A 25,537-nucleotide genomic window follows, 5' to 3' on the forward strand; every position below is an offset into this window, starting at 1 on the left:
CGTTGCTTCAGAAAGACCGAATCAGCTTTGCAGCCAGTGCTGCCGGGAGCCATCACTGAGCACTTCGCCGCAAAGCGTGATTAAGGCGTAGCTAGCCAGCAGCAGCAACACCGCAGCCCAGTGGAAGGAGCTGAGCGACTCAAGCAGCTGCCAACCCAGCCCACTGCCACCGATCAGACCCACCACGACCGTCTCACGCAGGATCACGTCACTGCGATAGGCGCCATAAGCGAGGTGGGACGGGCTGCGCGGGCTGAGCAAGCCATACAGCCAACTCACCCGTTGCGATGCACCACTACTGCGCAGGGCGGTGCGGGAGCCATCGTCCTGCTGATCCAACCCCTCCTGCAGCAATCGCCCCATTACACCAGCATTGTGGAGTCCTAGGGCCAAAGCACCGATGGCCAGGGTCGGGCGGTTGCTCAGCAACAGCAGCAGCACGGTGAGCGGCGGTGGAATCAAGCGCAAAAGGGTCCAGAGCGCCCCAAGGCAAGACCGCCATAGCCGACAGGAGGACAGCAGCAGCACCAGTGGCGGCAGACCGATGGCGATGCCGGCCGCCAACACCGTGAGCATCAGCGTTTCCCAGATCATCGGCAGCCAGGGAAGCTCCTGCGCCGCCAGCAGCAGCGCGCGGCCATCCGGCCAGATCAGCGGCATCCAGCTGAGAGGGCCGGCATCCGGGAACAGACGCGCCAGCCAGAGACCACCGACCACCACAGCCATCACCACCACAGCAACAAAGCCAAGCACCTGCCGTTGTGCCAGCCGCGCCTGACCGCTGTGCTGGCGCCACTGCCGCAATCCCTGCTCGAGGGCGATGCTCACCAGAGCCAGCAGCCAGAGGCCCGTCCAGAGCTCCTGAAAACGCAGCGATTTGAGACTGAGTTCAAGATCGGTTCCGAGGCCACCAAGCCCGAACACTCCCAGCAGGGTGGCACTGCGCAGAGCGCACTCCAACCGATAGCCGCCGTAGCTCATCAACACCCCCCCCATGGCCGGCGCAAAGGCGGTGAAGCAGGCCGACAGTGGCGACGCACCGGCCTGAAGCAGGGCCTCCAGCCGGGAAGGGTCGAGGCTCTGCAACTGATCGCGCCAGACACGCGCCACCAGGGCGGCATAGGGAATGGTGATCGCGGCAACAGCGACCCAGGGATGCAGTCCAAACACCTGCAGCAGCAGCAAGCCCCAGATCAGTTCATGCACCGAACGCGGCAAGGCCAGCAGCCGGCGCAGAAGCATCGCTGGCAAGCCGGGCCAGCGGAACGTGAGCCAGAGACGCTCTGAACTCAGGCAACCCAGTACGACGCCGATCAGCAGGCTGCAGCCCCAGCCCGTGAGCGCCGTGGCCACGGTCACCTCAAGTGCCCTGAGCAGAGACCCGATCAGAACAGGATCCAAGGAGGGGCGGACAGCACCGAGCAGGAATGCGGCCCAGATCTCGCTGCCACCGCCATGGACGGCCTGAAGCACCACGATCAGAACCGGCACCAGAGCCAGGGCTGGCAGCAGGGCCAGGGCCGGGGCCGTCGGCCGAAGCGCCCTGATCATGAGGCGTACAAGCCGTTGAGATCATCGGCCGACACACTCGCGGCCTGTGCATCGATCACCAGGGCGCCATCGCGCAGTCCGAGCACACGATCAAAACGGTCGATCAGCTCAGGGCGATGCAACGACACCACGACGGCCTCCGCGCCGCTGCACAGCGCCCCATCCTGATCACAGGCAAGCAACCGGTCCAGCACCTCGGCGGCAATGGCCGGATCCAGGCTGGCCAACGGCTCATCGGCGAGCATTAAAGCCGGCTGCTGGCGGAACAGGCGTGCCAGCGCCACCCGTTGGCGTTGACCACCCGACAGCTGCCGCACAGGACGATCCAGGGCTGCATCCGCCAGCAGCGCCTCTTCCAGTCCGGCCTGCCTCAAGCAGTGACGGCTGGGTTCGCTGCCGATCCGAAACAGCAAATTGGCAAGAGCCCAGCCCAGGCGATGACGGGCCAAGGCACCGGCATTGACGTTCTGACCAATGCTGAGCTCATCAATCAGCCGCAGGTCCTGCCAAAGCGTGCCGATCTCAGCCCGTTGGCGCCGGGTCAGGCGCGTCAGCGGCACTCCCTTGAAGCGCACCTGACCGGACTCGGGCCTCAGGCTGCCGTTGATCACCGCCAGCAGGGAACTCTTGCCAGCGCCACTGCGACCAAGCAGGGCGACCCGGTCACCGGCCTGGAGCTGGAGCGACAAGGCTTTGAGCCGATCCCCATGGGGTCCGGCCAGCTGAACCTGCTCCAGCTCCAAAAGCGACGTCACCGGATCTTGCCCAGTTCGCGGCCCACCCGTTCGATCGGTTCGTACTGGCTGGCCTCAGCTGGGATGAAACGCTTGGCAGCGAAGAGCTCCAGGATCATGGCCTGACGGGGCGTGGTGGGTTGAATCGCCAGGATCGCCTTGCGCAAGCGGCCGGTGAAGCCTGCCCCGAAGCGCTGATCCAGGTTGGGACGCACCACCCAGTGGTAATCGACGTATTCAGGGGTGCGCCAGATCACCGTCACCTTCTCAGTGTTAACCCGCCCGTCCTTCACCGCCGAGGTCCACACCTGCTCATTGAGAGCGCCAGCTTCGTAGGCACCGCTTTGCACCACAGCGATCGTGGCGTCGTGGCTGCCGCTGAATCCAGGCCGGCCACCACTGAATTGGCTGGGGGTCACCCCCGCTTTGGCCAGGAAATGCTGCGGCATCAGCCGACCTGAGGTGGAACTCTCCGAACCAAAGGAGAAACGCTTGCCGCGCAGGCTGGTCAGACCATTGATGGAGGTGATGGGCTGCAGACCGGAATTGGTGTTCGCGATGAAGACACTGCGGAAACGGGCGTCGATGTCGCGCTGGGCCAGCACCTGGGCACCGGGTGTCTGCAGACGCGCCTGCACACCGGTGAGACCTCCGAACCAGGCCAGGTCCAAACCACCACTGCGGAAGGCACTCACGGCCGCCGGGTAATTGCTGACGGGCACGTAACGCACCTTGACGTCGAGGCGTTCACTCAGCTCGTCAGACAGCTGACCATAGAGACGATTGAGTCGCTCAGGATTCTGATCAGGAATGGCTCCCACCTTGAGGGTGGGCTGAGCAACCACGGGAAGAACCGTTGCCCCTTGGCAAAGAAGGACGGCCAGCAGGGCAACGGCCCGACGTTCGCGTGTCGGCATTCAGAAGCAAATCATTTGGATCGAAACCGGAAGGCCCGCTCAGCCGGCGGGCAACAGGCGAGAGAGGCGAGCGAGTCCATCTGTGATCGTCTCATGCGAGACAGCACAGGACAGCCGAACGCAGCGGTCATCGCCGAAGGCGCCACCGGGAACAATGGCCAGCCCCTCGTGCTCCAGTGCGGTCTGGCAGAACGTCATCGAATCGGCGCAGCCTTCGGGCAGCTGCGGGAACGCATAAAACGCCCCAGTGGGCGGGATCAGCGTGATCCCAGGCAGAGCCTGCAGGCCCTCGGTGAGCAGACGCCGGCGTGCGCTGTAACTCGCCGCCATCTCCCGCACGCAGGCCCGCGAGCCCTCGATCGCCGCGAGGGCGCCGCGCTGGGCGAAGCTGCACACATTGCTGGTGCTCTGACTCTGCAGGGCTGACGCTGCCTTGATCACCGCGGCGTGGCCGCTGAGGTAGCCGAGCCGCCAGCCGGTCATGGCCCAACCCTTGGCAAAGCCATTGACCAGGAAGCAGCGTTCCTTCAGGTCAGGCGCTACCGCAGCAAAACTGTGGTGGGTCACCCCATCCTCCAGCAGATATTCATAGATCTCATCGGTCATCACCATCAGACGCGGATGACGACGCACCAGCTCCGCCAGACCGTTCAGTTCCTCAAGGCTGAGCACCCTGCCGGTGGGGTTGCCTGGTGAATTGATCACCAGCAGCCGGCTGGCCGGCGTGATTGCCGCTTCCAGGGCCGCCAGATCCAAGGCGAAACCGCTTGCAGCCGAGGAGGGCACCGGCACGGGTCGGGCCTGCGCCAGTCTGGCCATCTCGGGATAACTCAGCCAATAGGGCGCAGGGATGAGCACCTCATCGCCAGGGTTGAGCAAAACCTGGAACAGGTTGTAGATGGCCTGCTTGCCACCGTTGGTCACCATCACCTCAGCGGCCGTGGTGGGAATGCCGTTCTCAGCGCTGAGCTTGCGGGCAATGGCCTCACGCAGTTCGGGGTCTCCGCCGGCGGGGCCATAGCGGGTCAGACCGTCGCGGAGGGCCTGAATGGAGGCCTCAATAATGAAGTCAGGCGTGCCGAAATCAGGCTCGCCGGCACTGAGGCTGCAGATGTCCCGGCCTTCCAGTTTCAGAGCCTTGGCCCGGGCACTGATGGCCAGCGTGAGCGAAGGCTGCAGGGCTTCGGCACGACTGGACAGGGATGGCGAGCGTGACATCGGCGCGGCAACCCTCCGGTGGGTGCGCAGGTACGAGCGTTCACATCCTGCCTGATGTGGTGTCCCAGACAACCAAGTACGCGGTCAGACCTGGGGCTTCGAGACAATGCGGATCCAACGCATGAGGTGTGATGTCCGCTGAGGCGACGTCGCTGAGCTGGATCCTGGCGTCCCGACAGCCACGCCAACTGGCGGGGTTTTATGCCGAGCTGCTGAACACCAGCGTCCGCACGGGACTGGCCGACCATCACTGGATCGTGCCGCTCGGAACCAGCGGCACTCTGCAGATCTACACACCGTCCCGCAATCGCCCCTGGCCGAGCTCAGGCTCCGTGCTGGCGCCATGCCTGCAGCGACAGGTGGAGGCCGATCCACTGGAAGCCTTGACCGCCTGGCAGGAGAAGGTGATGGCCCTGGGAGGGCGGAGCACAGAACCACCGAGGCTGGAGCCCTTCGGTGCCGAGTGCTGGATGGAGGATCCAGAAGGTCAGCGATTTCTGCTGCTGGTGCTTCCCGCTAGACCCACCACAGAAGCGAAAGCATGACGTCACCGATCTCCCGTGCGCTGCAGACCCTGGAGCAGAGCTGCGCCGCGTGCAGCAACTGCGGGCTGGCGGAGGAGCGCCAGCGGGCGGTGGTGGGTCGCGGCAATCCCGAGGCACGCCTGATGCTGATCGGTGAAGCACCGGGAGCTGAAGAGGACGCCAGTGGCCTGCCCTTTGTAGGGCGGTCAGGCCAGCTGCTCAGCGGCCTCATCGCCGAAGCAGGACTGGATGAAGACGACGACCTCTACATCTGCAATGTGATCAAGTGCCGTCCACCGGGAAACCGCAAACCGACGGCGCAGGAAATGGACCAGTGCCGACCTTGGCTGGAGCAGCAGCTGACCCTGATCAACCCGCCGCTGGTGCTTCTCGCCGGTGCCACGGCACTGCAGTCGCTGCTGGGGATCCGTAGCGGCATCAGCAAACGCCGCGGGCAATGGCATGACCAGGACCAGCGCGCCTTCATGCCGGTGTTTCATCCCTCTTATCTGCTGCGTTTCCGCTCCCGCGAACCGGGCAGTCCTCAGGACCTCACCCTGCAGGACCTGAAGGAGGCCCGGCGGCGTTTATACAGCGAACGTCAGTCACTGCGGTGACGGCTATGCCAAGGTTTGGCTGAGATTCCACGCGATCCATGACCGGCACCCTGGCCAGCACGACCGAGACCGGCAGTGACGTTGCCAGCAACTCCCGCTACGACACGGTGATTCACCGGCGTCAGACGCGCACGGTGATGGTGGGTGATGTGGCGATTGGCAGCGAGCACCCGGTGGTGGTGCAATCGATGATCAATGAGGACACCCTCGACATCGAAGGGTCGGTTGCCGGCATTCGCAGGCTTGTGGATGCCGGCTGCGAAATCGTGCGGGTGACCACGCCATCAATGGCCCATGCCAAGGCCATGGGCAAGATCCGATCCAGCTTGCGCGAGCAGGGATGCACCGTGCCGCTGGTGGCGGACGTGCATCACAACGGCATCAAGATCGCCCTTGAGGTGGTCAAGCATGTCGACAAGGTGCGGATCAATCCCGGCCTGTTCGTCTTTGAAACCGCTGATCCCAATCGCCAGGACTTCAGCAAGGAGGAGTTCGACGCCATCGGCGAACGCATCAAGGAGACATTCGCCCCGCTGGTGGAAGCCCTGAAGCGGGAGAACAAGGCCCTGCGCATCGGCGTGAATCACGGTTCGCTGGCCGAACGGATGCTGTTCACCTACGGCGACACGCCTGAAGGGATGGTTGAGTCGGCGATGGAATTCGTGCGCATCTGCGATGAACTCGACTTCCACAACATCGTGATCTCGATGAAAGCCTCCCGGGCGCCCGTGATGCTGGCGGCCTATCGCCTTATGGCCGACACTCTCGACAAAGAGGGGTTCAACTATCCATTGCACCTCGGCGTGACGGAAGCTGGCGACGGTGACTACGGCCGGATCAAGAGCACCGCTGGCATCGCCACCCTGCTCGCCGAAGGACTTGGGGACACCATCCGCGTATCGCTGACAGAAGCCCCGGAAAAGGAAATTCCTGTTTGCTATTCGATCCTTCAGGCCATCGGACTGCGCAAGACGATGGTCGAATACGTGGCCTGTCCGAGCTGCGGTCGCACTTTGTTTAATCTTGAGGAGGTGCTGAATCAGGTGCGCGACGCCACCTCACATCTCTCCGGTTTGGACATCGCCGTGATGGGTTGCATCGTGAACGGCCCCGGCGAAATGGCAGACGCTGACTACGGTTATGTGGGCAAGGGCCCGGGGACGATCGCCCTCTACAGAGGTCGGGAAGAGATTCGCAAGGTCCCTGAAGCCGAAGGGGTCGACGCCCTGGTTCAGCTGATCAAGGACGACGGACGCTGGGTGGATCCTGCCTGATCTCGTTAATCTGAGATCTCGGTCCTGAAGGCCATCCATGCCCACCGTCACCCCCCGCTCTGGACATTCCCGTCACCGGGGGCTGCTGATGATCCTTGGGGCAGGAGGACTGACAGCGGCCGTGGCCGTAGCCGCCCCTGGTCTGGGGTTGCCCAGCACCTCGAATTCATCGATCACCAACAGCCCCAAGGAGGTGATTGACCAGGTCTGGCAGATCGTCTACCGCGATTTCCTGGATTCCACCGGCAAGTACTCCGCCGACAGCTGGACCCGTCTGCGCAAGGACCTGCTCTCCAAGAGCTATGCCGGTCCGGATGAGTCGTATGAGGCGATCCGAGGCATGCTCGCCAGCCTCGATGATCCCTACACCCGTTTCCTTGACCCGAAAGAGTTCAAGGAGATGCAGATCGACACCTCCGGAGAACTGACCGGTGTCGGCATCCAGATCTCCCTCGACAAAGACACCAAGGAGATCTTGGTGGTGTCGCCGATCGAAGGCACACCGGCGTCCAGGGCTGGCGTTCTGCCCAAGGATGTGATCGTCTCGATCGATGGGAAGTCCACCAAGGGGATGACCACCGAAGATGCGGTGAAGCTGATCCGAGGCCAGGAAGGCACCCAAGTCATCCTCGGTTTGCGGAGGAAAGGTGAGGTGGTGACCGTGCCCCTGGAGCGGGCGCGCATTGAGATTCAAGCTGTCGACAGTCGACTCAACACCACCAAAAATGGCAAAAAGGTCGGATACATCCGACTGAAGCAGTTCAATGCCAATGCCTCCCGAGAAATGCGGGCGGCGATCCGCGAGCTCGAAGCCGAAGGTGCTGAGGGCTATGTGCTCGACCTGCGCAGCAACCCAGGCGGACTGCTGGAAGCCAGCATCGACATTGCGCGTCAATGGCTCGACGAAGGCACGATCGTCAGCACCAAAACACGGGATGGCATCCAGGACGTGCGCCGGGCCACCGGCAGTGCACTGACCGATCGCCCCGTGGTGGTGCTGGTGAATGAAGGCTCGGCCAGTGCCAGCGAAATTCTTTCCGGGGCCTTGCAGGACAATGATCGCGCCGTGCTGGTGGGTCAGAAGACCTTCGGCAAGGGACTGGTGCAATCGGTGCGTGGGCTCTCCGACGGCTCCGGCCTGACGGTGACGATTGCCCAGTACCTGACTCCCAAGGGCACCGACATCCACAAGAACGGCATCCTCCCGGATGTTCCCGTGGAACTGAGCGAAAAGGAAATCCGCACGCTCACCATGGAGCAGCTCGGCACCAGCAAAGACAGCCAGTACCGAGCTGCGGAGACAACCTTGCTGAAAGCCCTGCGCTCCCCCGAACGTGGCCAGGCGTATCAGCCCGGCTCGGCCAACCTGCAATCAGCACTTCAGCGATAGGGGTACAACCCAAATCCTTCCCGTTCGCTGCGCGTACGGGGAGAACGCACCGATGGCCCCACAGGCTGCGATGCCACAGGCGGATGACTGAGGTGACTGTCCTGAATCCTGCGCACCATGGCCCTGCAACCTCCCGCGGAACGGATTGTCTGATCCACCCGCGCCAGAGGTATGCGCTGCCCCCACTGAGGCGACCATCCCCACATCTGGCCCTGTCGTTGCAGCAGATCGAGGGCTTGACTGCGGTTGATTTGCCCCTCGCGCATCAAACAGGTGGCGGTTGCCAGCGACGCGAGCTGCAGTGAGGCTGTCCGTTCGCCACTAGGTGCCATCGGAGCCTGAGGCATCGGCCTCGACACGGGCACCAACGGAAAACCATTGCCCGTCGGCATTCCGCCCATGGGCCCCATGGGCATCGGTCCAGCGGGCATACCACCACCAGCGCCAAACTGACCAAGGGCAGCCATGGCGAGCTGCATCAGCAAACGTTCCATATAGACAAGAGGCGAGATGTGAGCAATTTCAGCGCTGAACCACCAGCCAGATCCCAACGATTCAACGGACAGTGCTTGCACACAACTGAGTCAGCCAATCGCAAGGGAATGGAGGACAGATGAAACCTGCTTCCTTCCTAAAGGGTGCATGCGCCCTAAAACATCACCCAAATGGGGGAGAAGCCTTCAAGATGTGACTCGGACGCATTCCTAGCCACACACCAAAGGGCCTCTAAAAGATCGCGCAGAGACGATTGAACGTGATCGGATCATCCACACGCAAGCGCAATCACAATTCCATGAACAAAAGAGATCTCACAGAAAAGCAACACTGATCGACACCACGCCCAGGCAGCAACAAACAAGCAATTGATTAAATCAAGACAAACGGACGCATCACTGCTAGCAATGCAGAAAGTGATCGCCATGCACCATGCCTGACGAGCAATTTCAAGCCTTTCTCAAAACAGCACAATCCGACCCAAGCCTCCAAAGGGCACTGCGAGAAGCAACCAGCAGCGACGAGGTGATCACACTGGCCCAGGAAGCTGGCTTCACGATTCAAGCTGATTTCACGACAACGCCATCACCTTTGTCCGACGAAGAGCTTGAAGGCATTGATGGTGGCAACTGCGTGACAGCATCATGGTTCAAGATATAGAAACACGAAAGACCGCTGCAAACAACCAAAAATTCAAATCAAAGGAATCAAAAAGCCCAGGAAACAATCCTAATAGGGCCAATAAAACAGACGAGACTAAAAAGTACGAACAACATCAATCATTACCACCCCCATCATTCAATTGAAAAAATGTGGCAGTTCGTATGAGATCCCTATTTCGAACATGGCGACAAGGTCGCACGCAAACCATTGCCTTCGAGGATTATCAATGGAGTGATGGACTCCTCAGCACCAAGGTTGGAATCAAACGCGTCGAGACCCAATATCTGGTCCGCTTTGAACGACTTTCCTTTCAGGAAACAGACAACGGATTTCGTTATTACAGAACATCAGACTGGTTCATCAACGTCCCCTTCTGCCAGACCGACACCCAGCTCTGGCTCACCAATGCGGCCATGCTGCTGCTGGTGGGCACGCTCCTGGGCAACCTGATGATCGCCATTTTGAAAGCTGCGTTCCAACACTTCCGCTGATCAAGAAGCCCCGTTTCTTGCTCAAGCGCAATAACGATCGAACAAGCGGAACACCTCCTTGGGTGGAAGCTTGGCGGTGTAGCGAGCTTCCAGTTCCGCCAACTGCTGCTGGCGGGGATAGCCGCGCATGGAGCGCACCTCATCAGGATGCGAGCGGGACAGAGCCGCATACATGGCGCGATGGTGGCGTCGATCTGTGATCGAACCGCCGGCGCATCGCTGCATGCGGTGGGTGGCCTCATGGGCAAGGGTGTCCCACACCTGTGCCGGCGTTCGGTGGGAACGACACACCACGACGCTGTCACTGCGGGGGTGATAGAGACCCTGCAAACCGCGGCGTGAACAGTCCTGCTGGACCACGCGAACACCAGCCTGCGTCAACCGGTCGCGCAAGGCATCGATGGCATCCCAGGAACGCGCTGATGCCGGGCCGGCACTCAACAAGCCCAGAACGCAGGGAGCCAGCAGCCAACCAGATCGCAGCACAGACCGTTTCAAGAGCAGCATCATCGAGGACCACGTCCAACCTCGGATGCAGACATAAAAAAACCATCACTCAACTGGGTGATGGTTGCTATCAGATGTGACCAAAAAAATGTCTTTAGAGCTCAACTAGCCAAAGGTTTGGGTCAAGCTACGGGCTGCATCAAGCCGCCACCCGGGGTGGAATCGTCATCGTCGTTGTTCTGAGAATCACCATCCCAGAGGGCGTAGATGCCGATGGCTGCAGCACCGATGAGGCTGGAGAACAAGCCGAGGGAACCGCTGCTGATCGGATCGATGAATTCGCCCACAAGCCTCACGAAGCTGAGAACACGGTAACGAAAAATTGCGCAATGTGTCGCTGGCTTCTCATTTTCAGCATTTGCGCATGATCGCGGTCGTCCGCTCAAACGCTGAGAACGGCCTCGTTGCGGTCCTTCTGCTGCTGTTCGCGCTGCTCGGCCGTCAGGCCATCGGCGTCGGGAATCTGAGAAGCCATCTGCTCCAGCCAGTTCTTGAGCTCGTCCAGCTGCTTCTCCATCGGCAGCACTCCCAGGCCGCGCGCCATCACCTTGGCGATGGCGCCGGTGCCGGCCTGATACACAAGGCGGCCATGCAAATGCTGGGGCAAGCCCTGGCGCAGCAAGCGGAATGCAGGCTCCTCCATCGGCGTTTCCAGCGCGATGTTTGGCTTCTCCGGACGAATTCGGGAGAACCCGCAACGCTTGGCCAGCAGCTTCAGATCCATCAACTGCAGCAGTGACTGCACGGGGCCCGGCAGGGCACCGTAACGATCGGCCCAGATCGCCGCCAGTTCCACCAGCGACTCACTGCTGACGCATTCAGCGGCCGCGCGATAAGCCGCCATCTTCTCGTCGGCATCGGTGATCCAGTCCGCCGGAATGAATGCCGTGACCTGCAGATCCACCTGGGTGTCATCCACAGCGGGGATGTCCTGCCCCTGAATCTCAGCAAGGGATTCCTGGAGCATCTCCATATAAAGGTCAAAACCGATGGCCTCCATCTGACCGCTCTGCTCCACACCGAGCAGGTTGCCGACGCCCCGGATTTCCATGTCGCGCATCGCCAGCTGATAACCACTGCCCAACTGGGCGAATTCCTGAATCGCGCGCAGCCGCTGGCGTGCCGCTTCGCTCAACGAAGCATTGCCTGGATAGAACAACCACGCATGAGCCTGAATGCCGCTGCGTCCCACCCGACCACGCAACTGATAAAGCTGCGCGAGGCCAAAGCGATGCGCATCTTCGATCAGGATGGTGTTGACGCGGGGGATGTCGAGACCGCTTTCCACGATTGTGGTGCAGAGCATCACATCCGCTTCCCCGCCGTTGAACGCCACCATGGCGCTCTCCAGTTCGCCCTCGGCCATCTGGCCATGGGCCACCAGCAGACGCAGACCGGGAAGCATCTGGCGCAACTGACCGGCAACATCTTCAATGCCCTCCACGCGAGGCACCACGTAAAACACCTGGCCGCCGCGGTCGAGCTCCTGACGGATGGCACTGCGAACGGCCTCCTCATCGAGTGCCGCGAGGTGGGTTTTGATCGGCCGACGCAAGGGCGGCGGCGTGGTGATCAGGCTCATCTCCCTCACCCCAGACAGGCTCATGTAGAGCGTGCGGGGGATCGGCGTGGCCGAGAGGGTCAGAACATCCACGTCCTTGCGCAGTGCCTTGATCTTCTCCTTCTGATTCACGCCAAAGCGCTGTTCTTCATCCACCACCAGCAGTCCGAGCTTGTCGAAGACGGTGTTCTTGCTCAGCAGCTGGTGAGTCCCCACCACCGCATCGATCGTGCCGTTTTTCAGACCCTCAAGAATTGCCTTGCGCTCACTGGCGGTGCGGAACCGGTTCAACAGCGCCACCTTGATCGGATAGGGAGCAAAACGCTCGGACAGCGTGCGCCAGTGCTGCTGCGCCAGCACCGTGGTGGGAGCCAGCATGGCCACCTGCTTGCCAGCGGTGATCGCCTTGAAAATCGCCCGGATCGCCACTTCGGTTTTGCCGAAGCCCACATCGCCGCACACCAAGCGATCCATCGGTTGCGACTTCTCCATGTCGCGCTTCACATCGGCCGTCGCCTTCAACTGATCCGGCGTGGGTTCGTAAGGGAATGAGTCCTCCAGTTCGTTTTGCCAGGGACCATCCACCGGGAAAGCAAAGCCTGGCGCCTGATGACGCTCGGCATAGAGCTTCACCAGATCCAGCGCCACCTTGCGCACGGCCTTGCTGGCACGCTCCTTGGCCTTCACCCAGGCCGAGCCACCCATCTTGCTGAGCTGCGGCGGGGCATCACTGTTGGCGCGGTAACGGCCGAGGCTGCCCAACTGATCCGCGGCAACCCGCAGGATGCCGTCGGCGTACTGAACCACCAGGTAGTCGCGCACCTCACCGCTGATGGCGAGCTTTTCAAGCTTTTGGAAGCGACCGATGCCGTGGTTGCGATGCACCACGAAATCACCGGGCTGCATCTTGTTGGGGTCAACGGTGCGGCTAGCGGCCTTGCGCCGGCGACGCACGTATCCCGTGCTGGTGAGGGTCTGCTGCCCGAAGAACTCACGATCCGTGATCAGCACCACACGCCAGGCGGGCAGCTGCAGACCTTCCAGATCAGCCGTGCCGCGGATCTTCAAGGCCACGGGCGTGGCTTGCTCAATCAGCCGCTCAATCGCCGGGGCATCGGCGGCATTAGGCACAAAACGGCTGATGCAGTCGTGCTCTTCCAACAACGCCACGGCACGACTGGGCTGGGCGGATAACAGCCACACCGCCTGCTTGTCCTGGCGATACCCCTTGATCAGTTCGCCGAGCTTGCCGAACTGGTTGGGATAGGCCGGCACGGGGCGGCTGTTGAGATCGAAGGCATTGGGGTGAGCGTCACTCTCCTGAAGTTCAGCCAGATCAAAACCGGTGAAGGCTTCGGCGAGAGCCATGGCCTCATCGACATCGCGATGCAGCAGCGGAATCGGCAACGCCAGTTCCTCATGGTGTTCGCGGGCATGATCCAGCCATTGCTCGCCGTGGGAGCGGCCATGGCGGCGCTCATCAATGGCAACGCAGCACTCGGCCGGCAGGTAATCGAGCAAAGAGGCGGGCTGCTGCCAGGCCAAGCCCATCAAACGACGCATGCCCTCCGGGGTTCCCCCCTCCAGAAGCTCCGTGATTGCCTCCTCACTGAGCAGCTGCTCCAGGCCATCCGGCATGGCGTCACGCAGACTCTCCGCAATCAACGGACTGAAGCCCGTTGGGGTTAGTCGCAGGCTGTCGATCGGATCCAGTGAGCGTTGGCTGGCCGGATCGAATTCCCGCAGCTTGTCGAGCTCATCCCCGAAGAACTCCAGCCGCACCGGAAGCTCACTGCTGACTGGAAACACATCCACGATGTCGCCGCGACGACTCCAGCTGCCTTCCTGATCAATGGTCGAGACGCGCTCGTAGCCAAGCTGGGTGAGGCTGGTGGCGAGCTCTTCGAGGTCCACGGTGTCGCCCTTGCGCAGGGTGCGACAGCGATCCGCCAGAGCCTGCGGCGGCGGCAGATGCGGCTGCAAACAACGCTCGGTGGCAACGATCGCCAGATCACTGCTCTGGCCTTCAATCTGCAGCTCGCTGAGCACCTGTAGCTGCCCCCAGGTGATCTCACTGGTGGGGTCGAAAGGTTCATAGGGCGACCCTTCGCTGGTGGGGTACAGCTGGGCGCTGCGCCAACCCATCAATTCCAGTAGCGCCGTCCAGCGACCGGCCTCCTCCAGGGTCGGCACCACCACCAACAGCGGTCGGTCCTGGTGACGCGCCAGCGCACTGGCCACCAGGGCACGAGCACCACGGCCTCCCCCGCGCAACAGCAAGCGATCCGAACGGTCCTGCCGCTCACACAATTCACCGCTCAGTGCGGAGGTCTGCAGCAGACGCACCAAAGAACTGAGAGGCATGGCGTGACCACTGGCGGCAACGCATGATTGTCGCAATCAACTGATCTGCCCTGCGGGCCTCTCGCCTCTCCCCCATGCCACGGTTTCGCTGTCGAGAGTGCTGCTGCGGGCCAGCAGTGGTGCTGCATCCCCCCAAAGGCGCCCTACCGGTCTGTTCCAGCTGCGGCGCGGTGATGGAGCGGCAACCCCTGGTAAAGCCCGTGCCGTTTCTGGTGTTGCTGGCGGTGGGGTCCGCCTTGATCACCATGTCGCTACCGGGACTGTTGCGTCCACCTGCCACACCGAAGCCGCCGACATCTGAAACCCTGGCATGACGATGAGTAGACCGACTTCTCGGGCCAGTCGTATTGAGCGACGGTTCGAATCACTGATCTGGAAATTCCGGCTGGTCACCTTGATCCCGGTGGTGATGAGCCTGATCGGAAGCATCAGCTGTTTCGTACTGGGCACCTACGCCGAATTGAGCGTTCTCTACAAGGTGGCTCAAGGCGAATTCAACAACGACAACAGCAACTTCCTGATTGGAAAAGTGGTGGGAGGAATCGACTACTACCTGATCGGAATCGCGCTGCTGATTTTTGGCTATGGCATCTACGAGCTGGTGATCTCCGACATCGATCCGCGCCAGGCACATCAATCACCAGACCGCCGCAATCTGCTGAACATCGATTCCCTCGACACGCTCAAGCAGAAGCTCACCAAGGTGATCATCGTGGCCCTGATCGTGACCGCCTTCAAGGTGATGGTGAGCTTCGAAGTGGGCACCATCACAGAGTTGCTGCAGTACTGCGCCGGCGTGCTGATGCTGGCGTTCAGCGCCTACCTGATCGGACGCACCGGAACACACTGATGCCCCGATAGCTTGCAGCAACCAGGCCCAGCAGGACCGATGACCGCCGCAACGTTGCCGAGCACAGGAGCCGTGACGGGGTTGAAGGAAACCCTCGACTTCTTCAACGATCCGGGGTTCGCCCAACGCCGCTTTGACGCCCACGGCGATGTGTTCGAAACCAAGCTGCTGGCTCAGCGCATCGTGTTCATCCGCGGCGAACGGGCGATCACCGATCTGCTCAAGCAAAGCGACGCCCTGGAGGGATGGTGGCCCGAAAGCGTGCGTCAGCTGCTGGGCAGCCGCTCTCTGGCCAACCGCAGCGGCGAAGGCCATAAGGCACGACGGCGCGTGGTGGGGCAGCTGTTTTCCAGTGCAGCCCTCAGCCGTTACACCCCATCCATCCAAACGCTGGTGGAACAGTTGCGGGAGGACCTGCTCACCGCCACAGCTCCAGTTCCCTTGGCAGCACGGATGCGCCGCTTTGCGTTTGGAGTGATCGCCACGACCGTGCTGGGTCTTGAGGCTGACCGCCGTGACGCCCTGTTCGCGGATTTTGAAATCTGGACACGGGCCCTGTTCTCGATTCCCATGGCGATCCCCGGCACACCCTTTGCCAAGGCGATGGCGGCACGTCAGAGACTGCTCGAACAACTGACCGAGGTTCTGCAATCCAACCAGCAGCGATGCGGTGGACTGGATCTGCTCAGTGGGGGCCTGGATGAAGCCGGCATCCCCCTCGACGACGAGGATCTGGCTGAACAACTGCTGCTGCTGCTGTTTGCCGGCTACGAGACGACGGCGTCATCATTGAGCTGTCTGTTCCGGGCCCTGCTGCTCAATCCTGACGTGGAGGCCTGGCTGCTGGAGGAACTGCAAACCTCGCCATGGCCCTACGAGACCAGTCACCGCTCGCCTCGGCTGGATGCCACGGTGTTGGAAGTGATGCGACAGACCCCACCGGTGGGTGGTTTCTTTCGGCGCAACCGGCAAGCCGTGCTGCTGGGTGGCATACGGGTTCCGGAAGACCGCGTGATCCAGGTGGTGCTGGGCGGCTCCAGCAACGCCGATGACGATGATCTTGCCCAGTTCCGTCCGCAACGCCACCTGGATGGCTCATTCGATCAGACCCTGTTGCCATTCGGAGGTGGAGAGCGTGTCTGTCTGGGAAAGGCGCTCGCGGAACTTGAAATCCGACTGATGGCGGTGGGCTTGCTGCAGTCACTCCAGCTCAACCTGGAACCGGATCAGGATCTCTCCCTACAGCTGATCCCAAGCCCCACACCCCGCGATGGATTGCTGGTGCGCGCAACAGCGCGTTGAGCCCACAGGCTGGAATTAATCGCTGGGAAGTGCGCAAAATTCCGTCGCGACCCAATCCGCTTGACCCTGGTCGAGGTTGCCGCGACTTTCCCAGTCCACGACATAACGTCCGTCGCAAACGATGGTCAGTTTTTCGGATTCATCGCCGTTGCGGTAATCGATTTTGAACACATCGCCGTAGTCCGTGGTCATCACGTGATAGCCGCACCATTCACCGTGGGGGGGCAACTCACCGCAACTCACGGAGCCTGCTCTGGCGGATGGCCAAAACAGCAAAGGGCTGACCAGAGCTGCTGCCAGGGCGATGGATCGAAAACCAGCCGTCATCGCGATTCTCAACAATCGATACGGCGCAATCTATCGGTGATTAACGACGTGCAGAGTTTCTGACTGTGCCGAATCGTCAGAGTGGTCGTCTTGCAAAAGACAGAGGCGTTCATGATGAACATCTCAGCTGATCATCCAGGCAACAAACAGATAGACGGCTGCAATCACCACAAGCTCCGCCCATGTCCCGAACAATTAAATCGACAGTCCAGCCACGTAAGGGACAGCGAACACAAGAAACCCCACCATGATCCAGAAGAGCAAGGGTTTTACCCACTGCGGATAATCGACCAGAACCTCCTGAAGAACGTCCCGCAAAAATCTCTTCATTGACAGCCAAGCATTTTCCGAAGAGCCGATTGATCAACCGAAAAAGAAGACCAGATGCAGCTTGCGACGAAGGCAGTCAAACCATAGATTAGTCAGAGCAAAAACTTAAGGAGACATCCCTTGAAAACCTTGATTTTGATGGGCAGCTTGTTGATCTCAACGACTGCCGTTCAAGCCGAAGAGAAGGACAAAGGATTTTATTACTACGGAAGCATCTACGGAGCTGGCAGCACCCTATGCGCCCTGGTCAATGACGGCAAAATCGAGAAGGACTATGCCTCCAAATTCCTCTCTGATGTGGTGAAAATGTTCTCCGATGATCAGGAGCTCGATGATGTTTTTCCCTACATCGAAAATGCGTATGAGGGGATCACCAAGGAGACGCAATGTGAAGGTATTTATGACTAACTATGCCAATCCTCATTGGGCTTGGCACGCAACAAAGTCAAAACCATTGACAACAGCGGGTAGAGCTTGATGCGCTCCAGCTAGCGTAAAATTCGCTGGATTAAACCAGGGTCATGCGCTCATTACTGCTGCTGCTTTCTGTGTCCGTCGCCTCTTCCGGTCTGCTGGCACCCGCGGCACGGGCTTGGCGCAATGATTTCGGCATGGGTGCCGCATCCGTGGCCTGCGCCATGCTCGACAGCGGCTACAGCCGACGCCAGGTAGAGCAAGTGCTGAATCGACTGGAGCGGGACATCATCCGCAGTGGCATCAGCTCACGCGAACAACGCCAAATGGCTAACGGGTTCAATGACCAGGCGCGTCGCAATGACTGCAGCCTGCGATATCGCGACTGACACCTGACCGCCTTCATCCACCAGGCCGCATCAGTCACTCGGTCGGATGAACAGTTTTTCAACAATCGCGATCGCGATCACGAGTGCAAGGGCGGTCATCGAACCACCAGGTGTGATCACAACGGTAATGATCAACAGGAAGGCGCCGACATTCCAGAGACGCCTCTGCTTTTGCGTGAGTGTCCACGTAGGGCGGCGACGCATCGACAGAGTGAGCTCTGGGTGCGCAACGTCCTAACAGACCCACAGGGCGCAATCGTTGCTAAAACCGCAGGCTTGAACTCTCGACAAAAAGGCAGTGAGCATCAAGCTTTACGGCGGTCAACAAACGCGTGCCTCCATGCCGCGCTGGTACATGGAGGAGAAGGGGATTGCCTATGAGCTGGTGGACGTGTCGATCGGCAGCGGCCAGAACCTGCAACCGGACTTTCTGGCAATCAACCCCTTTGGCAAGCTCCCCGCCATGCGCGATGAGAGCGTGCTCGACGCCAGCGGACAACCAGTCACCATCTGCGAATCCGGCGCGATTCTGCTGCATCTGGCGGAGCACCACGGCGGGGAAATCGCCGCACCTGGCGATCGGTCCTTGATCAGTCAGTGGACCCACTTCGCCAATTCCACCCTGGCCTTCGCCATTTTTGTTCCCGATCAGAAAGCAAAGGTGCTGCCGCGGCTGCTCAAGCAACTCGACAAGCAGCTGAGCGAGGGGTTCCTCGTGGGCAACAACTGGGGCGCAGCCGACTGCGCCGTGACGGCTTATCTCGCTTACATCAAGCTGTTCTTCCCCAGCGAAGACCTGAGCGCCTACCCAAGAATCGAAACCTTGATCACAGCCACCCAGCAACGACCGGCTTACCGCAAGGTGATGGGCATGGGCTGAAGGCACAAAAAAGGAGGCTTGTTCAAGGCCTCCTCGTGCGCCGTGATGACACAAGCCAATCTTGACAACCCTTTCAGAGAAAATCACGCACGATTGGGATCACCGGACAAAACGGGAAGCATCCAACAAGTCACAGACTGAGACTAAGCGCGTTACAGTTTGTAAAGCGCCCGGGGACGGGATGCTTTGGGGACCTGGATCAAAGAGGCTGCGACTGGACGTCGTCTCTTTGAGATGGCGACCTCATCGAAGAGCGGTGGTGGGACACCGCTCTTTTTTGATGCGCAGAACCTCCGCTCACTGCCGGGGATCCGTGGAGTAGGTCTTGATGATCAAGCTGATGGCCTGCTCAATCGTCTGCGCCTGGGACAAATCCGTCGCTTCAATGGCCCTGAGAACCTTCTCCCGTGCTTCCACGGAGGTTTCGAGCAGCTTGATCTCCTCGCGAATCACGAGAACGTGATCAACGAGCGTTGGACGACCCTGAAAGGATTGACTCATTCCGCGATGGAATCCGCAGGCTTGCCCGCAGATTGGCCAACCCCATCGACGCGTGCAATCACCCTTGTCTGAATCCGTATCGGTTTCGCTGAATCCAGAGGCATTGGGTAGTGCCTGAGATCAGCGGCGCACACCACATGCAGTGTTGACCCGGCCCATCTCGCACGGCAAACTGTGCATTCCCCCATCACCCGGCCACCGCAGGACCTGTCTGTCGCGGTGGTTTTTTTATTGTCAATTCCCAGAGAGCCATTGGTGCTGGAACGGCTCCATTGACACGGTCATCCCATCGGGTCGATCAAGCCGTAGAGCAAGGCGAGCACCGCCAGCTGGGTGCGATCCCGGGCTCCGAGCTTGCCCATGGCATTCACCACATGGGTCTTCACCGTTTCCACCGAGAGCCCAAGGCTGGCGGCGATGGTCTTGTTGGTGAGGCCGCGAGCCACAGCAGAGGTGACCTCCAACTCACGCTCACTGAGCTGTTCGATCAACGGCGGCAGATCCGGACGCGGTGCCTCTGAACCAAGTTTGCGGATCTGCTCCGGCAGATACACACCACCCTCAGCAAGAGTTGCCAAGGCCTGCACGAAATCCCCCTGTCCAGTCCCCAGGCTTGATTTGAAGATCACCGCATCCGCAAAAGCCCCCAGCGCTTCCTGAACCACGGCCTGGGTTTCACGCACCAGAAGGATCATCAGCTTGCAACTGGGCCATTCCCGCTTCACCCGCCGGAGCAGTTCGATGCCGTAACCGCTCTCGAGATCAGAGCTGCAGATCAACAGCGATGGCCGATGCCGTTGCACCAGCTCGAAACCTTCATCTTCCGTGGTGGCAGCACCCACGATCGAGCGACGAATCGGCTCGGTCATGCACAGGCAACTCAGAGCGAAGCGATCGCCCATGCAGGCCACCACCTGCTCCCTCTCAAAGAACTCACTGACGGCATCAAGGGCTTGATGCATCGTGCGCGACTCAAGCCGCAGCTCCATGACAGGGCATCTGCTTTAGACCTGTTTTAGCGATGGCCGGACGGTTCAGCTGCAGCTGTGTCCTGACAAACCACCGCCCGAATGCTCTCGGGATAACGCTCCCGGGCCAGACGCCAAGCTTCAGCCGCATCCGCCACATGAATGGTACGCGTGATCAGGCCACCCGATTTCTTGAGAATGAGGTCGTAGGCGGGAGGCATGCCGACATGAAGTGCATGTCCACCCATTGAGACAGCCCATTGATGCATCCGCATCCCTCATTCGAGGGAGAGCTCTTGTTAGTCAGGGATGTATTCGAGAGGGTTATCGCCATTGCCGTTGCTACACGGCGTTTGCGCACGCCCGCCAGGAAGAAGCGTGTCGTCGATCAAACCGCTCGCATAGATCTCGCAGAGCTCAGCTGGATTGCGGCTGTCGACCCACTGCTCGAAGCCCGCATCCTGGGCCAGTAACTGAGCAATGAGAACAAGAGAATGCATGGCGTCGATGCCGACCTTTCTGTTGTAGTCATATCGATCTTGATCATCGAAGCCACCAGCAATCCCCTCGATCTCGCGGTTGGGACTTAAACGCGACAAGATTTCCTCAACCATTCAGCACGCCATGCAACTGATCAAGCAACTGAGCGGCCCCGGTGCAGCAGGCGTGGGCGTGCTGGGGCTGGCCATCTCCGGCACGGTGTGGAACTTCTACGGCGTGCAATTCGGCTTGAGCGGCACCGTGGCCTCACTGCTGGCACTCTCGGTGGGTCTGTTTCTGCTGAGACCGCTGCCACTGGTGCCAGAGGCAGCTACCGATGCCATCACCCAATCTGACGAGGCCACGACATCGGAGATCGCGGCTGTTGCCGACGCCACCAACGCGATATCCGAGCCAACCAGCGTGCTCACCACCGCCGAAGCAATCGCTCTTGAGCTGGCCACAGAAGCCGAAAATCAGCCTGCAGCGCTGATGGTGAACTACGCACCCGAGCACCTGCTGGCAGGCAAAAATCTGCCCAGCCGCAAGCGCCAGCCCGGACCCTCACTGCAGCGCTATCGCACCATGACCAGCGAGCTGTTCAAAAGTTGACGAATTTCTAGAGAGATTCCTTTCAGGGATAAAAAGCAACGTGTGATTTGAGGCGATTGATGCAACAAACGTGTGACAAATTCGTTGACGCCGATCCTTGATACAATCGAAATCCTTGGGGGGTAAAGTTGCCGTCTTCCAGCGAGTGGAAGTAGGCGACTGGTGATTGCGCTACTGAATCCCAGCCGAAAGCGCCCGGATCGTCCAAAGCCTGTAGACAAAAAATCGCGGCCCAGAAATCCAGCTCGCCACAGAGCGCACGCCCGATGGCGTGAGCAAAGATCACTTGGGCACGAAGGTCGTCAGCAACACGCTTCGAGACGCCATCAATGCTTTCAAGACAAAGCAGATCTCGCGCCTGGTGAGAGGTGAGATCAAGTGCCTCATTCGCAATCACGGCCTGCAACTCGGGACTCCGCTGATTCCTGACTTCAACCACCTGGTGGTGCCCAAAGATCAGCGATCGCGACGCGAGAAAACGATCACAGAGGAGCAGTTCGAGGAGCTGGTCAAAGCGCTGATCGTATTCATGGGCTTTGAAGACAAGGAGAACCGCAAGTCCGTCAGGACGTTGCGACTGGCTCACCACATCCCACAGACGACAACGGCACGAGGCATGGACCAGAAGCTCGAACGACACCTACGGAGCATGCATCAACACCGAGAGTTTTCTTAGGGGAAAGACTGGCCTCGTAGCTCAAATAGGACAACGAAAGACCTTGAGCAACTGTCCCTCATCCGTTTCGACCTCCCCTGACTGAAAACATCCCGCTTCGGAGGGAGGGGTCCGTGAACCGATGTGGGTCGTGTAGCTGTCGGATCCCTTCACACCAGTCATCAAGACGACCACCAAAGCTGTGAGGGAGAGCAGAACAGTGAAAAGGACTCGCATCAAGTTTTGCTGAGCGGCCAATCAATTTTAACTAGAAACCCAATGCCTTATTCGGTAGCGGACAACCAGCAAAAAACTTACCATCAAATTCATTTACATCATCCTCTTGAAAATAGTCTGCCATCGCCTGAGGACCGTCCGCTAGAAGCTTCATAAGCTTAGAAAAGGTTTTATTTGCTTCAGCAGTGGGGTTTTCAATCGCATAACTTTTGTAGAGAATGCGATAAGCCTCTGGCAATTCTGACTCAGCAAAAAATCCCTTTTTATAGAGGTCACATGCACCCTCTAACCGTGGCAGCCAAACCAACATTGCGAAAGCCACCGCAACTTGTTCGACATCCTCTTGTTCAAGAACTTCTTCTTCCAACGCATCTTGGACAGAAGTTGTTTCAGCTAAAACACCTGGTGGTGAAGCAATGGAAGCAAAGCTAGAAAGAGCTAATGCTGCCGTGATGCTGAGGCAAATACGATTGAGAGTGACCATGGTTCCACTCCTAACATCAAAGGGGCTTGCCAATGATGTTAGCGACTTCAGAATCAGGGAACGATGCGGGTCGCCAGATCAGCGGTGAGCCGGGTGATCTCGCAAGTATTGACATCATCCACTGGAACAATCTTGGAACCTTGGGCTTCTCTCAGAGCAACCCACTGCGAGTCAATCGGTGCAGAGTTGGGTTTGAACTGCACCAACGGCTGCTGTTGAGCATTCACTAACTAGCCCTCTCCGCCTGGCTGGGTCGAAACGATCAACGAGAGGCCGACCTTGTTGGGCATGCCGCTGGTGGCCAACGACAGCCTCTGATTAAGTCAGCGCGTGATCGAACTTCAGGCATGACCACCAGCATCCAACTACTGGTCATCAATCAGTCGCTTCAGGACAACGAGGACCTCTGTCGAAGGCTTGGCAACCGCGAGATCCCGATGCCATCTGCTGACAAGGATGGCTACATCGATGAAATGAAGTCCGACGTCTAGCTCTAGTTACTGACTTCTTCAACTTTGCATTTTCCAGTCACATTGATCAACCGTCTCCTTTTGTTTGGGTCATTGAAAAGAGGCAGAGAGTCGTTCCATTCAAAGTAGCCATCGGCCAGGCCGATGTATAGATCGAAGTCCCTCGTCACACCATAATCTTCCTCGTAGTCCACTCTTACATCTCCATTTCCAATCACGGCTTCATACGCATTCCCATCAATCAAAACCGAGCCTGTGCTTTTCTCGACAGTGATGCGCTTATCAGCTATTTCGCTTTGAGTCGTTTCTCTCATGCCGTTATTGAAGACATCTGTCTGCGTTCCAAATCCTGAGCAGCTGAAAACAATAAGTGCGGCTATGAGCTCCATGACTGAGAAAAAGCGGTTCACATCATAATCCTGACATCAATAGCGGAGGCCAAACCTCCTCGGAGAGACAGATAAGGAATGGTTGATGCTTGACATTCATAAGCAGCTTGCGTAGTAGATCGCAGAGATGCGATTCGAGAATTGGAAAAGGCAGAGGTGGATATGTACAGAGCTGGTCGAGCTGCAACCGGCGTATAAGAACTGCTGCCATGACACACGGTGTTCGAGGACCTCGGCTCTCGTGCACTGACACAGACGCTCCGGAATGGACAGGCAACATTTGATGAGATGTGGCAAATCATCGACTCAGCCGACATGTCGATGGACGAGCTGACGGGCTTCGTCGTTCAGATTGAGACAAATGCTGACCTGAACCTCCACACCGACACATGGAAAGACGTCGCAGTGGAGCGCAGGGACGGCTCTGTCCGCTGTGATCCTTGCCGAACCACTGGCACAGCTGGGGTCTTTAATCACCACCGAACCCTTCAAGCGCTCAGTGGACTTGCAATAGCCCCGTTGCAGCAACGGACAAGAGAGCTACCGTCAGTAGATCATCTGTTCTACTACTCTTGTCCATCGATCACGGCATCCACGAGTCTTTGATCCCCAGTCCTCAGTTCTTGGACGTGAGAGCAGGCATGACCGTCATCGTCAGATGTGACGTCCTGCCTGGTGAAAGCCAGGACAGGGACTGGTGGATGGGCCAAGTGATCCACTGCGGTGGCGGTGCTCGAAAACCAGAAGACTTCAACCTCTGCCAGATAGCCGATGTGGATACAGGGGAAATCCGTTGGGTGAATGCCGACCTGGTGACTCACATCCTTCCTCAGTGCTGATGACAAAGTGGAAAGCACATCAAGCCCCAGCTAGAAAAGACTGCTGCCGCAGGAATGCTCATGGCTGAAGGCACTTAAACCATGGCAACGAAAATCTCCCCAAAACAGCTTTTTATCAAGCTTTCCCCATTTCTCCTCATAGCTTTATTCGCTTTTGAGATGGAACCTCGTGCAGGTGTTAGTCGTAACGGCGCTTTCTGGATCTTCTCCTGCAACTACTCACTTGGGGCAGGGCTCGGACCCGAAGGGTTCGAAGGTGTTGCTTACAGCGACTTCAACGCAAAATGGGTGGCAAGCAATTTCTCCACCCCGATTGAATGTCAATGATTTCGCTCTTTTCTTTTTCATCATCGCGCAAGCGGTCGTCACCACTACCGACCGTTGCTATGACCAGGCTGTAGCTCTACGCCCTCCGATGTCAGAAGAGAATCTCAAAGCGTTTATTAATGCTCTGAAGGGCGACAGTTCATTAATCGAAAAAGTTCGAACTGCAAATAGTCACGCAGCGATCGCAAAGATCGCGACAGACGAGGGTTTTGCGATTACCGAAGACCACGTGATTGCAAAACACGACATCAGCGCTGAAGAGCTTGAAGCAGTTAGCGGCGCTGGCAATCCTTCGCTTGTCGGGACATGCGGTGGCTGGACAGGCTGTCCCTTCACAATGAAATGCTGAAAATCAAGGATTGATCACCACGAGGGTAATCGCATCAATCAGCCTTCAACACCTGGCACCATCGCCCGCACTTCGCGGTTTTTTTGTTGTCTGAATCCCTATTTAGAATTGATTCTCGGCAACCATCGCAATTCATAAAAAAGAGGCGACCACCCCCGTGGTCGACCTCCCAACCCATTTGCAGTCCACTCACCGTGGACTCTTGGGTTTTGGCATAGGACTGGAAACAAATACCTGAGAAGAACTGCTCATTCACCGATTACTCCTTAGGGAGTGCTCACAACGGGCGCATCTTTGGCAGCCAAGCATCCACAACACAGCCCAACGCCAAATGCTGGAGCTGGACGCGGTGGATGAGCTGTAGCGGGACTTCCTAGTGCCATTGATGAGCGAGGAGGAAGCGGATCGGATTGTGGGCTGCAACTGAT

33 protein-coding genes are annotated in these 25,537 nt (G+C 59.0%); 16 read left to right on the forward strand and 17 right to left on the reverse strand.

The window, feature by feature from the left end:
• Positions 1-21: 21 nt before the first annotated feature.
• The 4 genes from SynNOUM97013_RS07735 to SynNOUM97013_RS07750 are packed head-to-tail and all read right to left on the reverse strand — an operon-like array spanning position 22 to position 4,420.
• A complete protein-coding gene (locus SynNOUM97013_RS07735; protein WP_370586413.1) occupies positions 22-1,551 on the reverse strand; it encodes a PhnE/PtxC family ABC transporter permease in 1,530 nt (509 codons plus the stop codon).
• The gene (locus SynNOUM97013_RS07740) at positions 1,548-2,306 is read right to left on the reverse strand and encodes a phosphonate ABC transporter ATP-binding protein (RefSeq protein ID WP_186479221.1); all 759 of its coding nucleotides are present in this window, start codon (positions 2,304-2,306) and stop codon (positions 1,548-1,550) included. Before SynNOUM97013_RS07740 ends, SynNOUM97013_RS07735 begins: the two co-directional genes overlap by 4 nt.
• Complete coding sequence (locus SynNOUM97013_RS07745) at positions 2,303-3,202, reverse strand: putative selenate ABC transporter substrate-binding protein (RefSeq protein ID WP_186479222.1); 900 nt, start codon at positions 3,200-3,202, stop codon at positions 2,303-2,305. Before SynNOUM97013_RS07745 ends, SynNOUM97013_RS07740 begins: the two co-directional genes overlap by 4 nt.
• Positions 3,203-3,241: 39 nt before the next feature.
• Complete coding sequence (locus SynNOUM97013_RS07750) at positions 3,242-4,420, reverse strand: pyridoxal phosphate-dependent aminotransferase (RefSeq protein WP_186479223.1); 1,179 nt, start codon at positions 4,418-4,420, stop codon at positions 3,242-3,244.
• Positions 4,421-4,551: 131 nt separating this feature from the next.
• Here SynNOUM97013_RS07750 and SynNOUM97013_RS07755 point away from each other — a divergent pair, with 131 nt between their 5' ends.
• Genes SynNOUM97013_RS07755 through SynNOUM97013_RS07770 form a run of 4 tightly spaced genes read left to right on the forward strand, consistent with a single transcriptional unit; the run spans position 4,552 to position 8,225 of the window.
• Positions 4,552-4,965 (forward strand): VOC family protein, encoded by a 414-nt coding sequence (locus SynNOUM97013_RS07755; RefSeq protein ID WP_186479224.1) that lies wholly within the window; start codon positions 4,552-4,554, stop codon positions 4,963-4,965.
• The gene (locus tag SynNOUM97013_RS07760) at positions 4,962-5,561 is read left to right on the forward strand and encodes a uracil-DNA glycosylase (RefSeq protein WP_186479225.1); all 600 of its coding nucleotides are present in this window, start codon (positions 4,962-4,964) and stop codon (positions 5,559-5,561) included. The genes SynNOUM97013_RS07755 and SynNOUM97013_RS07760 overlap by 4 nt, the downstream gene beginning before the upstream one ends.
• A 38-nt stretch (positions 5,562-5,599) precedes the next feature.
• A complete protein-coding gene (gene ispG, locus SynNOUM97013_RS07765) occupies positions 5,600-6,835 on the forward strand; it encodes a (E)-4-hydroxy-3-methylbut-2-enyl-diphosphate synthase (RefSeq protein ID WP_186479226.1) in 1,236 nt (411 codons plus the stop codon).
• Between the two features lie 37 nt (positions 6,836-6,872).
• Positions 6,873-8,225 (forward strand): S41 family peptidase, encoded by a 1,353-nt coding sequence (locus SynNOUM97013_RS07770; RefSeq protein WP_186479227.1) that lies wholly within the window; start codon positions 6,873-6,875, stop codon positions 8,223-8,225.
• Here the strand turns inward: SynNOUM97013_RS07770 and SynNOUM97013_RS07775 are convergent.
• Positions 8,216-8,719, reverse strand: a complete 504-nt coding sequence (locus SynNOUM97013_RS07775) for a hypothetical protein (RefSeq protein WP_186479228.1) — start codon at positions 8,717-8,719, stop codon at positions 8,216-8,218. The genes SynNOUM97013_RS07770 and SynNOUM97013_RS07775 overlap by 10 nt on opposite strands.
• A gap of 433 nt (positions 8,720-9,152) precedes the next feature.
• Here SynNOUM97013_RS07775 and SynNOUM97013_RS07780 point away from each other — a divergent pair, with 433 nt between their 5' ends.
• Positions 9,153-9,380 carry a Nif11-like leader peptide family natural product precursor gene (locus SynNOUM97013_RS07780; protein WP_186479229.1) on the forward strand — a complete coding sequence of 76 codons (228 nt, stop codon included), beginning with the start codon at positions 9,153-9,155 and terminating at the stop codon, positions 9,378-9,380.
• A 164-nt stretch (positions 9,381-9,544) separates the two neighbouring features.
• Positions 9,545-9,874 carry a hypothetical protein gene (locus SynNOUM97013_RS07785; RefSeq protein ID WP_186479230.1) on the forward strand — a complete coding sequence of 110 codons (330 nt, stop codon included), beginning with the start codon at positions 9,545-9,547 and terminating at the stop codon, positions 9,872-9,874.
• Between the two features lie 21 nt (positions 9,875-9,895).
• Here SynNOUM97013_RS07785 and SynNOUM97013_RS07790 read toward each other — a convergent pair whose 3' ends face one another.
• The 3 genes from SynNOUM97013_RS07790 to mfd form a co-directional block, all read right to left on the reverse strand.
• On the reverse strand, positions 9,896-10,360 hold the full coding sequence (locus SynNOUM97013_RS07790) for a hypothetical protein (RefSeq protein WP_255442650.1): 465 nt from the start codon (positions 10,358-10,360) through the stop codon (positions 9,896-9,898).
• A 143-nt stretch (positions 10,361-10,503) separates the two neighbouring features.
• Positions 10,504-10,668, reverse strand: coding sequence for a hypothetical protein (locus tag SynNOUM97013_RS07795; RefSeq protein WP_186479232.1), 165 nt, complete (start codon positions 10,666-10,668; stop codon positions 10,504-10,506).
• Between the two features lie 95 nt (positions 10,669-10,763).
• Positions 10,764-14,306 (reverse strand): transcription-repair coupling factor, encoded by a 3,543-nt coding sequence (mfd, locus tag SynNOUM97013_RS07800; protein ID WP_186479233.1) that lies wholly within the window; start codon positions 14,304-14,306, stop codon positions 10,764-10,766.
• Between the two features lie 74 nt (positions 14,307-14,380).
• Here mfd and SynNOUM97013_RS07805 point away from each other — a divergent pair, with 74 nt between their 5' ends.
• The 3 genes from SynNOUM97013_RS07805 to SynNOUM97013_RS07815 are packed head-to-tail and all read left to right on the forward strand — an operon-like array spanning position 14,381 to position 16,458.
• Entirely contained in the window at positions 14,381-14,620 is a 240-nt protein-coding gene (locus SynNOUM97013_RS07805) for a hypothetical protein (protein WP_186479234.1), read from the forward strand.
• Entirely contained in the window at positions 14,617-15,156 is a 540-nt protein-coding gene (locus SynNOUM97013_RS07810; protein ID WP_370586414.1) for a YqhA family protein, read from the forward strand. The genes SynNOUM97013_RS07805 and SynNOUM97013_RS07810 overlap by 4 nt, the downstream gene beginning before the upstream one ends.
• A gap of 39 nt (positions 15,157-15,195) precedes the next feature.
• Entirely contained in the window at positions 15,196-16,458 is a 1,263-nt protein-coding gene (locus SynNOUM97013_RS07815; RefSeq protein ID WP_186479236.1) for a cytochrome P450, read from the forward strand.
• A gap of 15 nt (positions 16,459-16,473) precedes the next feature.
• Here the strand turns inward: SynNOUM97013_RS07815 and SynNOUM97013_RS07820 are convergent, their stop codons facing one another.
• Positions 16,474-16,785: a hypothetical protein gene (locus SynNOUM97013_RS07820; protein WP_186479237.1), complete on the reverse strand. Its 312-nt coding sequence runs from the start codon at positions 16,783-16,785 to the stop codon at positions 16,474-16,476.
• 450 nt (positions 16,786-17,235) lie between these two features.
• Here SynNOUM97013_RS07820 and SynNOUM97013_RS07825 point away from each other — a divergent pair, with 450 nt between their 5' ends.
• Positions 17,236-17,523: a hypothetical protein gene (locus SynNOUM97013_RS07825; RefSeq protein ID WP_222929815.1), complete on the forward strand. Its 288-nt coding sequence runs from the start codon at positions 17,236-17,238 to the stop codon at positions 17,521-17,523.
• A gap of 113 nt (positions 17,524-17,636) precedes the next feature.
• A complete protein-coding gene (locus tag SynNOUM97013_RS07830) occupies positions 17,637-17,918 on the forward strand; it encodes a hypothetical protein (RefSeq protein WP_222929816.1) in 282 nt (93 codons plus the stop codon).
• A 30-nt stretch (positions 17,919-17,948) separates the two neighbouring features.
• Here the strand turns inward: SynNOUM97013_RS07830 and SynNOUM97013_RS07835 are convergent, their stop codons facing one another.
• Complete coding sequence (locus SynNOUM97013_RS07835; RefSeq protein WP_186479240.1) at positions 17,949-18,122, reverse strand: hypothetical protein; 174 nt, start codon at positions 18,120-18,122, stop codon at positions 17,949-17,951.
• Positions 18,123-18,216: 94 nt separating this feature from the next.
• Between SynNOUM97013_RS07835 and SynNOUM97013_RS07840 the strand changes: the two genes are divergently transcribed.
• Entirely contained in the window at positions 18,217-18,798 is a 582-nt protein-coding gene (locus SynNOUM97013_RS07840) for a glutathione S-transferase family protein (RefSeq protein ID WP_186479241.1), read from the forward strand.
• A 297-nt stretch (positions 18,799-19,095) separates the two neighbouring features.
• Here SynNOUM97013_RS07840 and SynNOUM97013_RS07845 read toward each other — a convergent pair whose 3' ends face one another.
• The 4 genes from SynNOUM97013_RS07845 to SynNOUM97013_RS07860 form a co-directional block, all read right to left on the reverse strand.
• On the reverse strand, positions 19,096-19,299 hold the full coding sequence (locus tag SynNOUM97013_RS07845; RefSeq protein WP_186479242.1) for a hypothetical protein: 204 nt from the start codon (positions 19,297-19,299) through the stop codon (positions 19,096-19,098).
• Between the two features lie 281 nt (positions 19,300-19,580).
• Positions 19,581-20,288: a response regulator transcription factor gene (locus SynNOUM97013_RS07850; RefSeq protein WP_186479243.1), complete on the reverse strand. Its 708-nt coding sequence runs from the start codon at positions 20,286-20,288 to the stop codon at positions 19,581-19,583.
• A 26-nt stretch (positions 20,289-20,314) separates the two neighbouring features.
• Entirely contained in the window at positions 20,315-20,536 is a 222-nt protein-coding gene (locus SynNOUM97013_RS07855) for a hypothetical protein (RefSeq protein WP_186481664.1), read from the reverse strand.
• Between the two features lie 30 nt (positions 20,537-20,566).
• Entirely contained in the window at positions 20,567-20,881 is a 315-nt protein-coding gene (locus SynNOUM97013_RS07860) for a hypothetical protein (protein ID WP_186479244.1), read from the reverse strand.
• Between the two features lie 10 nt (positions 20,882-20,891).
• Here SynNOUM97013_RS07860 and SynNOUM97013_RS07865 point away from each other — a divergent pair, with 10 nt between their 5' ends.
• The gene (locus tag SynNOUM97013_RS07865) at positions 20,892-21,359 is read left to right on the forward strand and encodes a hypothetical protein (RefSeq protein WP_186479245.1); all 468 of its coding nucleotides are present in this window, start codon (positions 20,892-20,894) and stop codon (positions 21,357-21,359) included.
• 22 nt (positions 21,360-21,381) lie between these two features.
• Here SynNOUM97013_RS07865 and SynNOUM97013_RS07870 read toward each other — a convergent pair whose 3' ends face one another.
• On the reverse strand, positions 21,382-21,999 hold the full coding sequence (locus tag SynNOUM97013_RS07870) for a hypothetical protein (protein ID WP_186479246.1): 618 nt from the start codon (positions 21,997-21,999) through the stop codon (positions 21,382-21,384).
• Between the two features lie 283 nt (positions 22,000-22,282).
• On the reverse strand, positions 22,283-22,735 hold the full coding sequence (locus SynNOUM97013_RS07875; RefSeq protein ID WP_186479247.1) for a hypothetical protein: 453 nt from the start codon (positions 22,733-22,735) through the stop codon (positions 22,283-22,285).
• A 347-nt stretch (positions 22,736-23,082) separates the two neighbouring features.
• Here SynNOUM97013_RS07875 and SynNOUM97013_RS07880 point away from each other — a divergent pair, with 347 nt between their 5' ends.
• The gene (locus SynNOUM97013_RS07880) at positions 23,083-23,226 is read left to right on the forward strand and encodes a hypothetical protein (protein WP_186479248.1); all 144 of its coding nucleotides are present in this window, start codon (positions 23,083-23,085) and stop codon (positions 23,224-23,226) included.
• Between the two features lie 2 nt (positions 23,227-23,228).
• Here SynNOUM97013_RS07880 and SynNOUM97013_RS07885 read toward each other — a convergent pair whose 3' ends face one another.
• A complete protein-coding gene (locus SynNOUM97013_RS07885) occupies positions 23,229-23,594 on the reverse strand; it encodes a hypothetical protein (RefSeq protein WP_186479249.1) in 366 nt (121 codons plus the stop codon).
• A gap of 629 nt (positions 23,595-24,223) precedes the next feature.
• Between SynNOUM97013_RS07885 and SynNOUM97013_RS07890 the strand changes: the two genes are divergently transcribed.
• Both SynNOUM97013_RS07890 and SynNOUM97013_RS07895 read left to right on the forward strand, forming a co-directional pair.
• Positions 24,224-24,433: a DUF3104 domain-containing protein gene (locus SynNOUM97013_RS07890; RefSeq protein WP_370586474.1), complete on the forward strand. Its 210-nt coding sequence runs from the start codon at positions 24,224-24,226 to the stop codon at positions 24,431-24,433.
• Between the two features lie 169 nt (positions 24,434-24,602).
• Positions 24,603-25,109, forward strand: coding sequence for a Nif11-like leader peptide family natural product precursor (locus tag SynNOUM97013_RS07895; RefSeq protein ID WP_186479250.1), 507 nt, complete (start codon positions 24,603-24,605; stop codon positions 25,107-25,109).
• The last annotated feature ends 428 nt before the right edge of the window (positions 25,110-25,537 follow it).

The organism is Synechococcus sp. NOUM97013, from assembly GCF_014279815.1.
GTDB lineage: Bacteria > Cyanobacteriota > Cyanobacteriia > PCC-6307 > Cyanobiaceae > Synechococcus_C.

What these genes read in the sequence shown, in the direction of transcription:
- SynNOUM97013_RS07735 (WP_370586413.1), bottom strand. Translation starts at nt 1,551, where the DNA reads ATGATCAGGGCGCTTCGGCCGACGGCCCCGGCCCTGGCCCTGCTGCCA.
- SynNOUM97013_RS07745 (WP_186479222.1), bottom strand. Translation starts at nt 3,202, where the DNA reads ATGCCGACACGCGAACGTCGGGCCGTTGCCCTGCTGGCCGTCCTTCTT.
- SynNOUM97013_RS07750 (WP_186479223.1), bottom strand. Translation starts at nt 4,420, where the DNA reads ATGTCACGCTCGCCATCCCTGTCCAGTCGTGCCGAAGCCCTGCAGCCT.
- SynNOUM97013_RS07755 (WP_186479224.1), top strand. Translation starts at nt 4,552, where the DNA reads ATGTCCGCTGAGGCGACGTCGCTGAGCTGGATCCTGGCGTCCCGACAG.
- SynNOUM97013_RS07760 (WP_186479225.1), top strand. Translation starts at nt 4,962, where the DNA reads ATGACGTCACCGATCTCCCGTGCGCTGCAGACCCTGGAGCAGAGCTGC.
- ispG (WP_186479226.1), top strand. Translation starts at nt 5,600, where the DNA reads ATGACCGGCACCCTGGCCAGCACGACCGAGACCGGCAGTGACGTTGCC.
- SynNOUM97013_RS07770 (WP_186479227.1), top strand. Translation starts at nt 6,873, where the DNA reads ATGCCCACCGTCACCCCCCGCTCTGGACATTCCCGTCACCGGGGGCTG.
- SynNOUM97013_RS07775 (WP_186479228.1), bottom strand. Translation starts at nt 8,719, where the DNA reads ATGGAACGTTTGCTGATGCAGCTCGCCATGGCTGCCCTTGGTCAGTTT.
- SynNOUM97013_RS07780 (WP_186479229.1), top strand. Translation starts at nt 9,153, where the DNA reads ATGCCTGACGAGCAATTTCAAGCCTTTCTCAAAACAGCACAATCCGAC.
- SynNOUM97013_RS07785 (WP_186479230.1), top strand. Translation starts at nt 9,545, where the DNA reads ATGAGATCCCTATTTCGAACATGGCGACAAGGTCGCACGCAAACCATT.
- mfd (WP_186479233.1), bottom strand. Translation starts at nt 14,306, where the DNA reads ATGCCTCTCAGTTCTTTGGTGCGTCTGCTGCAGACCTCCGCACTGAGC.
- SynNOUM97013_RS07805 (WP_186479234.1), top strand. Translation starts at nt 14,381, where the DNA reads ATGCCACGGTTTCGCTGTCGAGAGTGCTGCTGCGGGCCAGCAGTGGTG.
- SynNOUM97013_RS07810 (WP_370586414.1), top strand. Translation starts at nt 14,617, where the DNA reads ATGACGATGAGTAGACCGACTTCTCGGGCCAGTCGTATTGAGCGACGG.
- SynNOUM97013_RS07815 (WP_186479236.1), top strand. Translation starts at nt 15,196, where the DNA reads ATGACCGCCGCAACGTTGCCGAGCACAGGAGCCGTGACGGGGTTGAAG.
- SynNOUM97013_RS07820 (WP_186479237.1), bottom strand. Translation starts at nt 16,785, where the DNA reads ATGACGGCTGGTTTTCGATCCATCGCCCTGGCAGCAGCTCTGGTCAGC.
- SynNOUM97013_RS07830 (WP_222929816.1), top strand. Translation starts at nt 17,637, where the DNA reads ATGCGCTCATTACTGCTGCTGCTTTCTGTGTCCGTCGCCTCTTCCGGT.
- SynNOUM97013_RS07835 (WP_186479240.1), bottom strand. Translation starts at nt 18,122, where the DNA reads ATGCGTCGCCGCCCTACGTGGACACTCACGCAAAAGCAGAGGCGTCTC.
- SynNOUM97013_RS07845 (WP_186479242.1), bottom strand. Translation starts at nt 19,299, where the DNA reads ATGAGTCAATCCTTTCAGGGTCGTCCAACGCTCGTTGATCACGTTCTC.
- SynNOUM97013_RS07850 (WP_186479243.1), bottom strand. Translation starts at nt 20,288, where the DNA reads ATGGAGCTGCGGCTTGAGTCGCGCACGATGCATCAAGCCCTTGATGCC.
- SynNOUM97013_RS07855 (WP_186481664.1), bottom strand. Translation starts at nt 20,536, where the DNA reads ATGCATCAATGGGCTGTCTCAATGGGTGGACATGCACTTCATGTCGGC.
- SynNOUM97013_RS07860 (WP_186479244.1), bottom strand. Translation starts at nt 20,881, where the DNA reads ATGGTTGAGGAAATCTTGTCGCGTTTAAGTCCCAACCGCGAGATCGAG.
- SynNOUM97013_RS07865 (WP_186479245.1), top strand. Translation starts at nt 20,892, where the DNA reads ATGCAACTGATCAAGCAACTGAGCGGCCCCGGTGCAGCAGGCGTGGGC.
- SynNOUM97013_RS07875 (WP_186479247.1), bottom strand. Translation starts at nt 22,735, where the DNA reads ATGGTCACTCTCAATCGTATTTGCCTCAGCATCACGGCAGCATTAGCT.
- SynNOUM97013_RS07880 (WP_186479248.1), top strand. Translation starts at nt 23,083, where the DNA reads ATGACCACCAGCATCCAACTACTGGTCATCAATCAGTCGCTTCAGGAC.
- SynNOUM97013_RS07885 (WP_186479249.1), bottom strand. Translation starts at nt 23,594, where the DNA reads ATGGAGCTCATAGCCGCACTTATTGTTTTCAGCTGCTCAGGATTTGGA.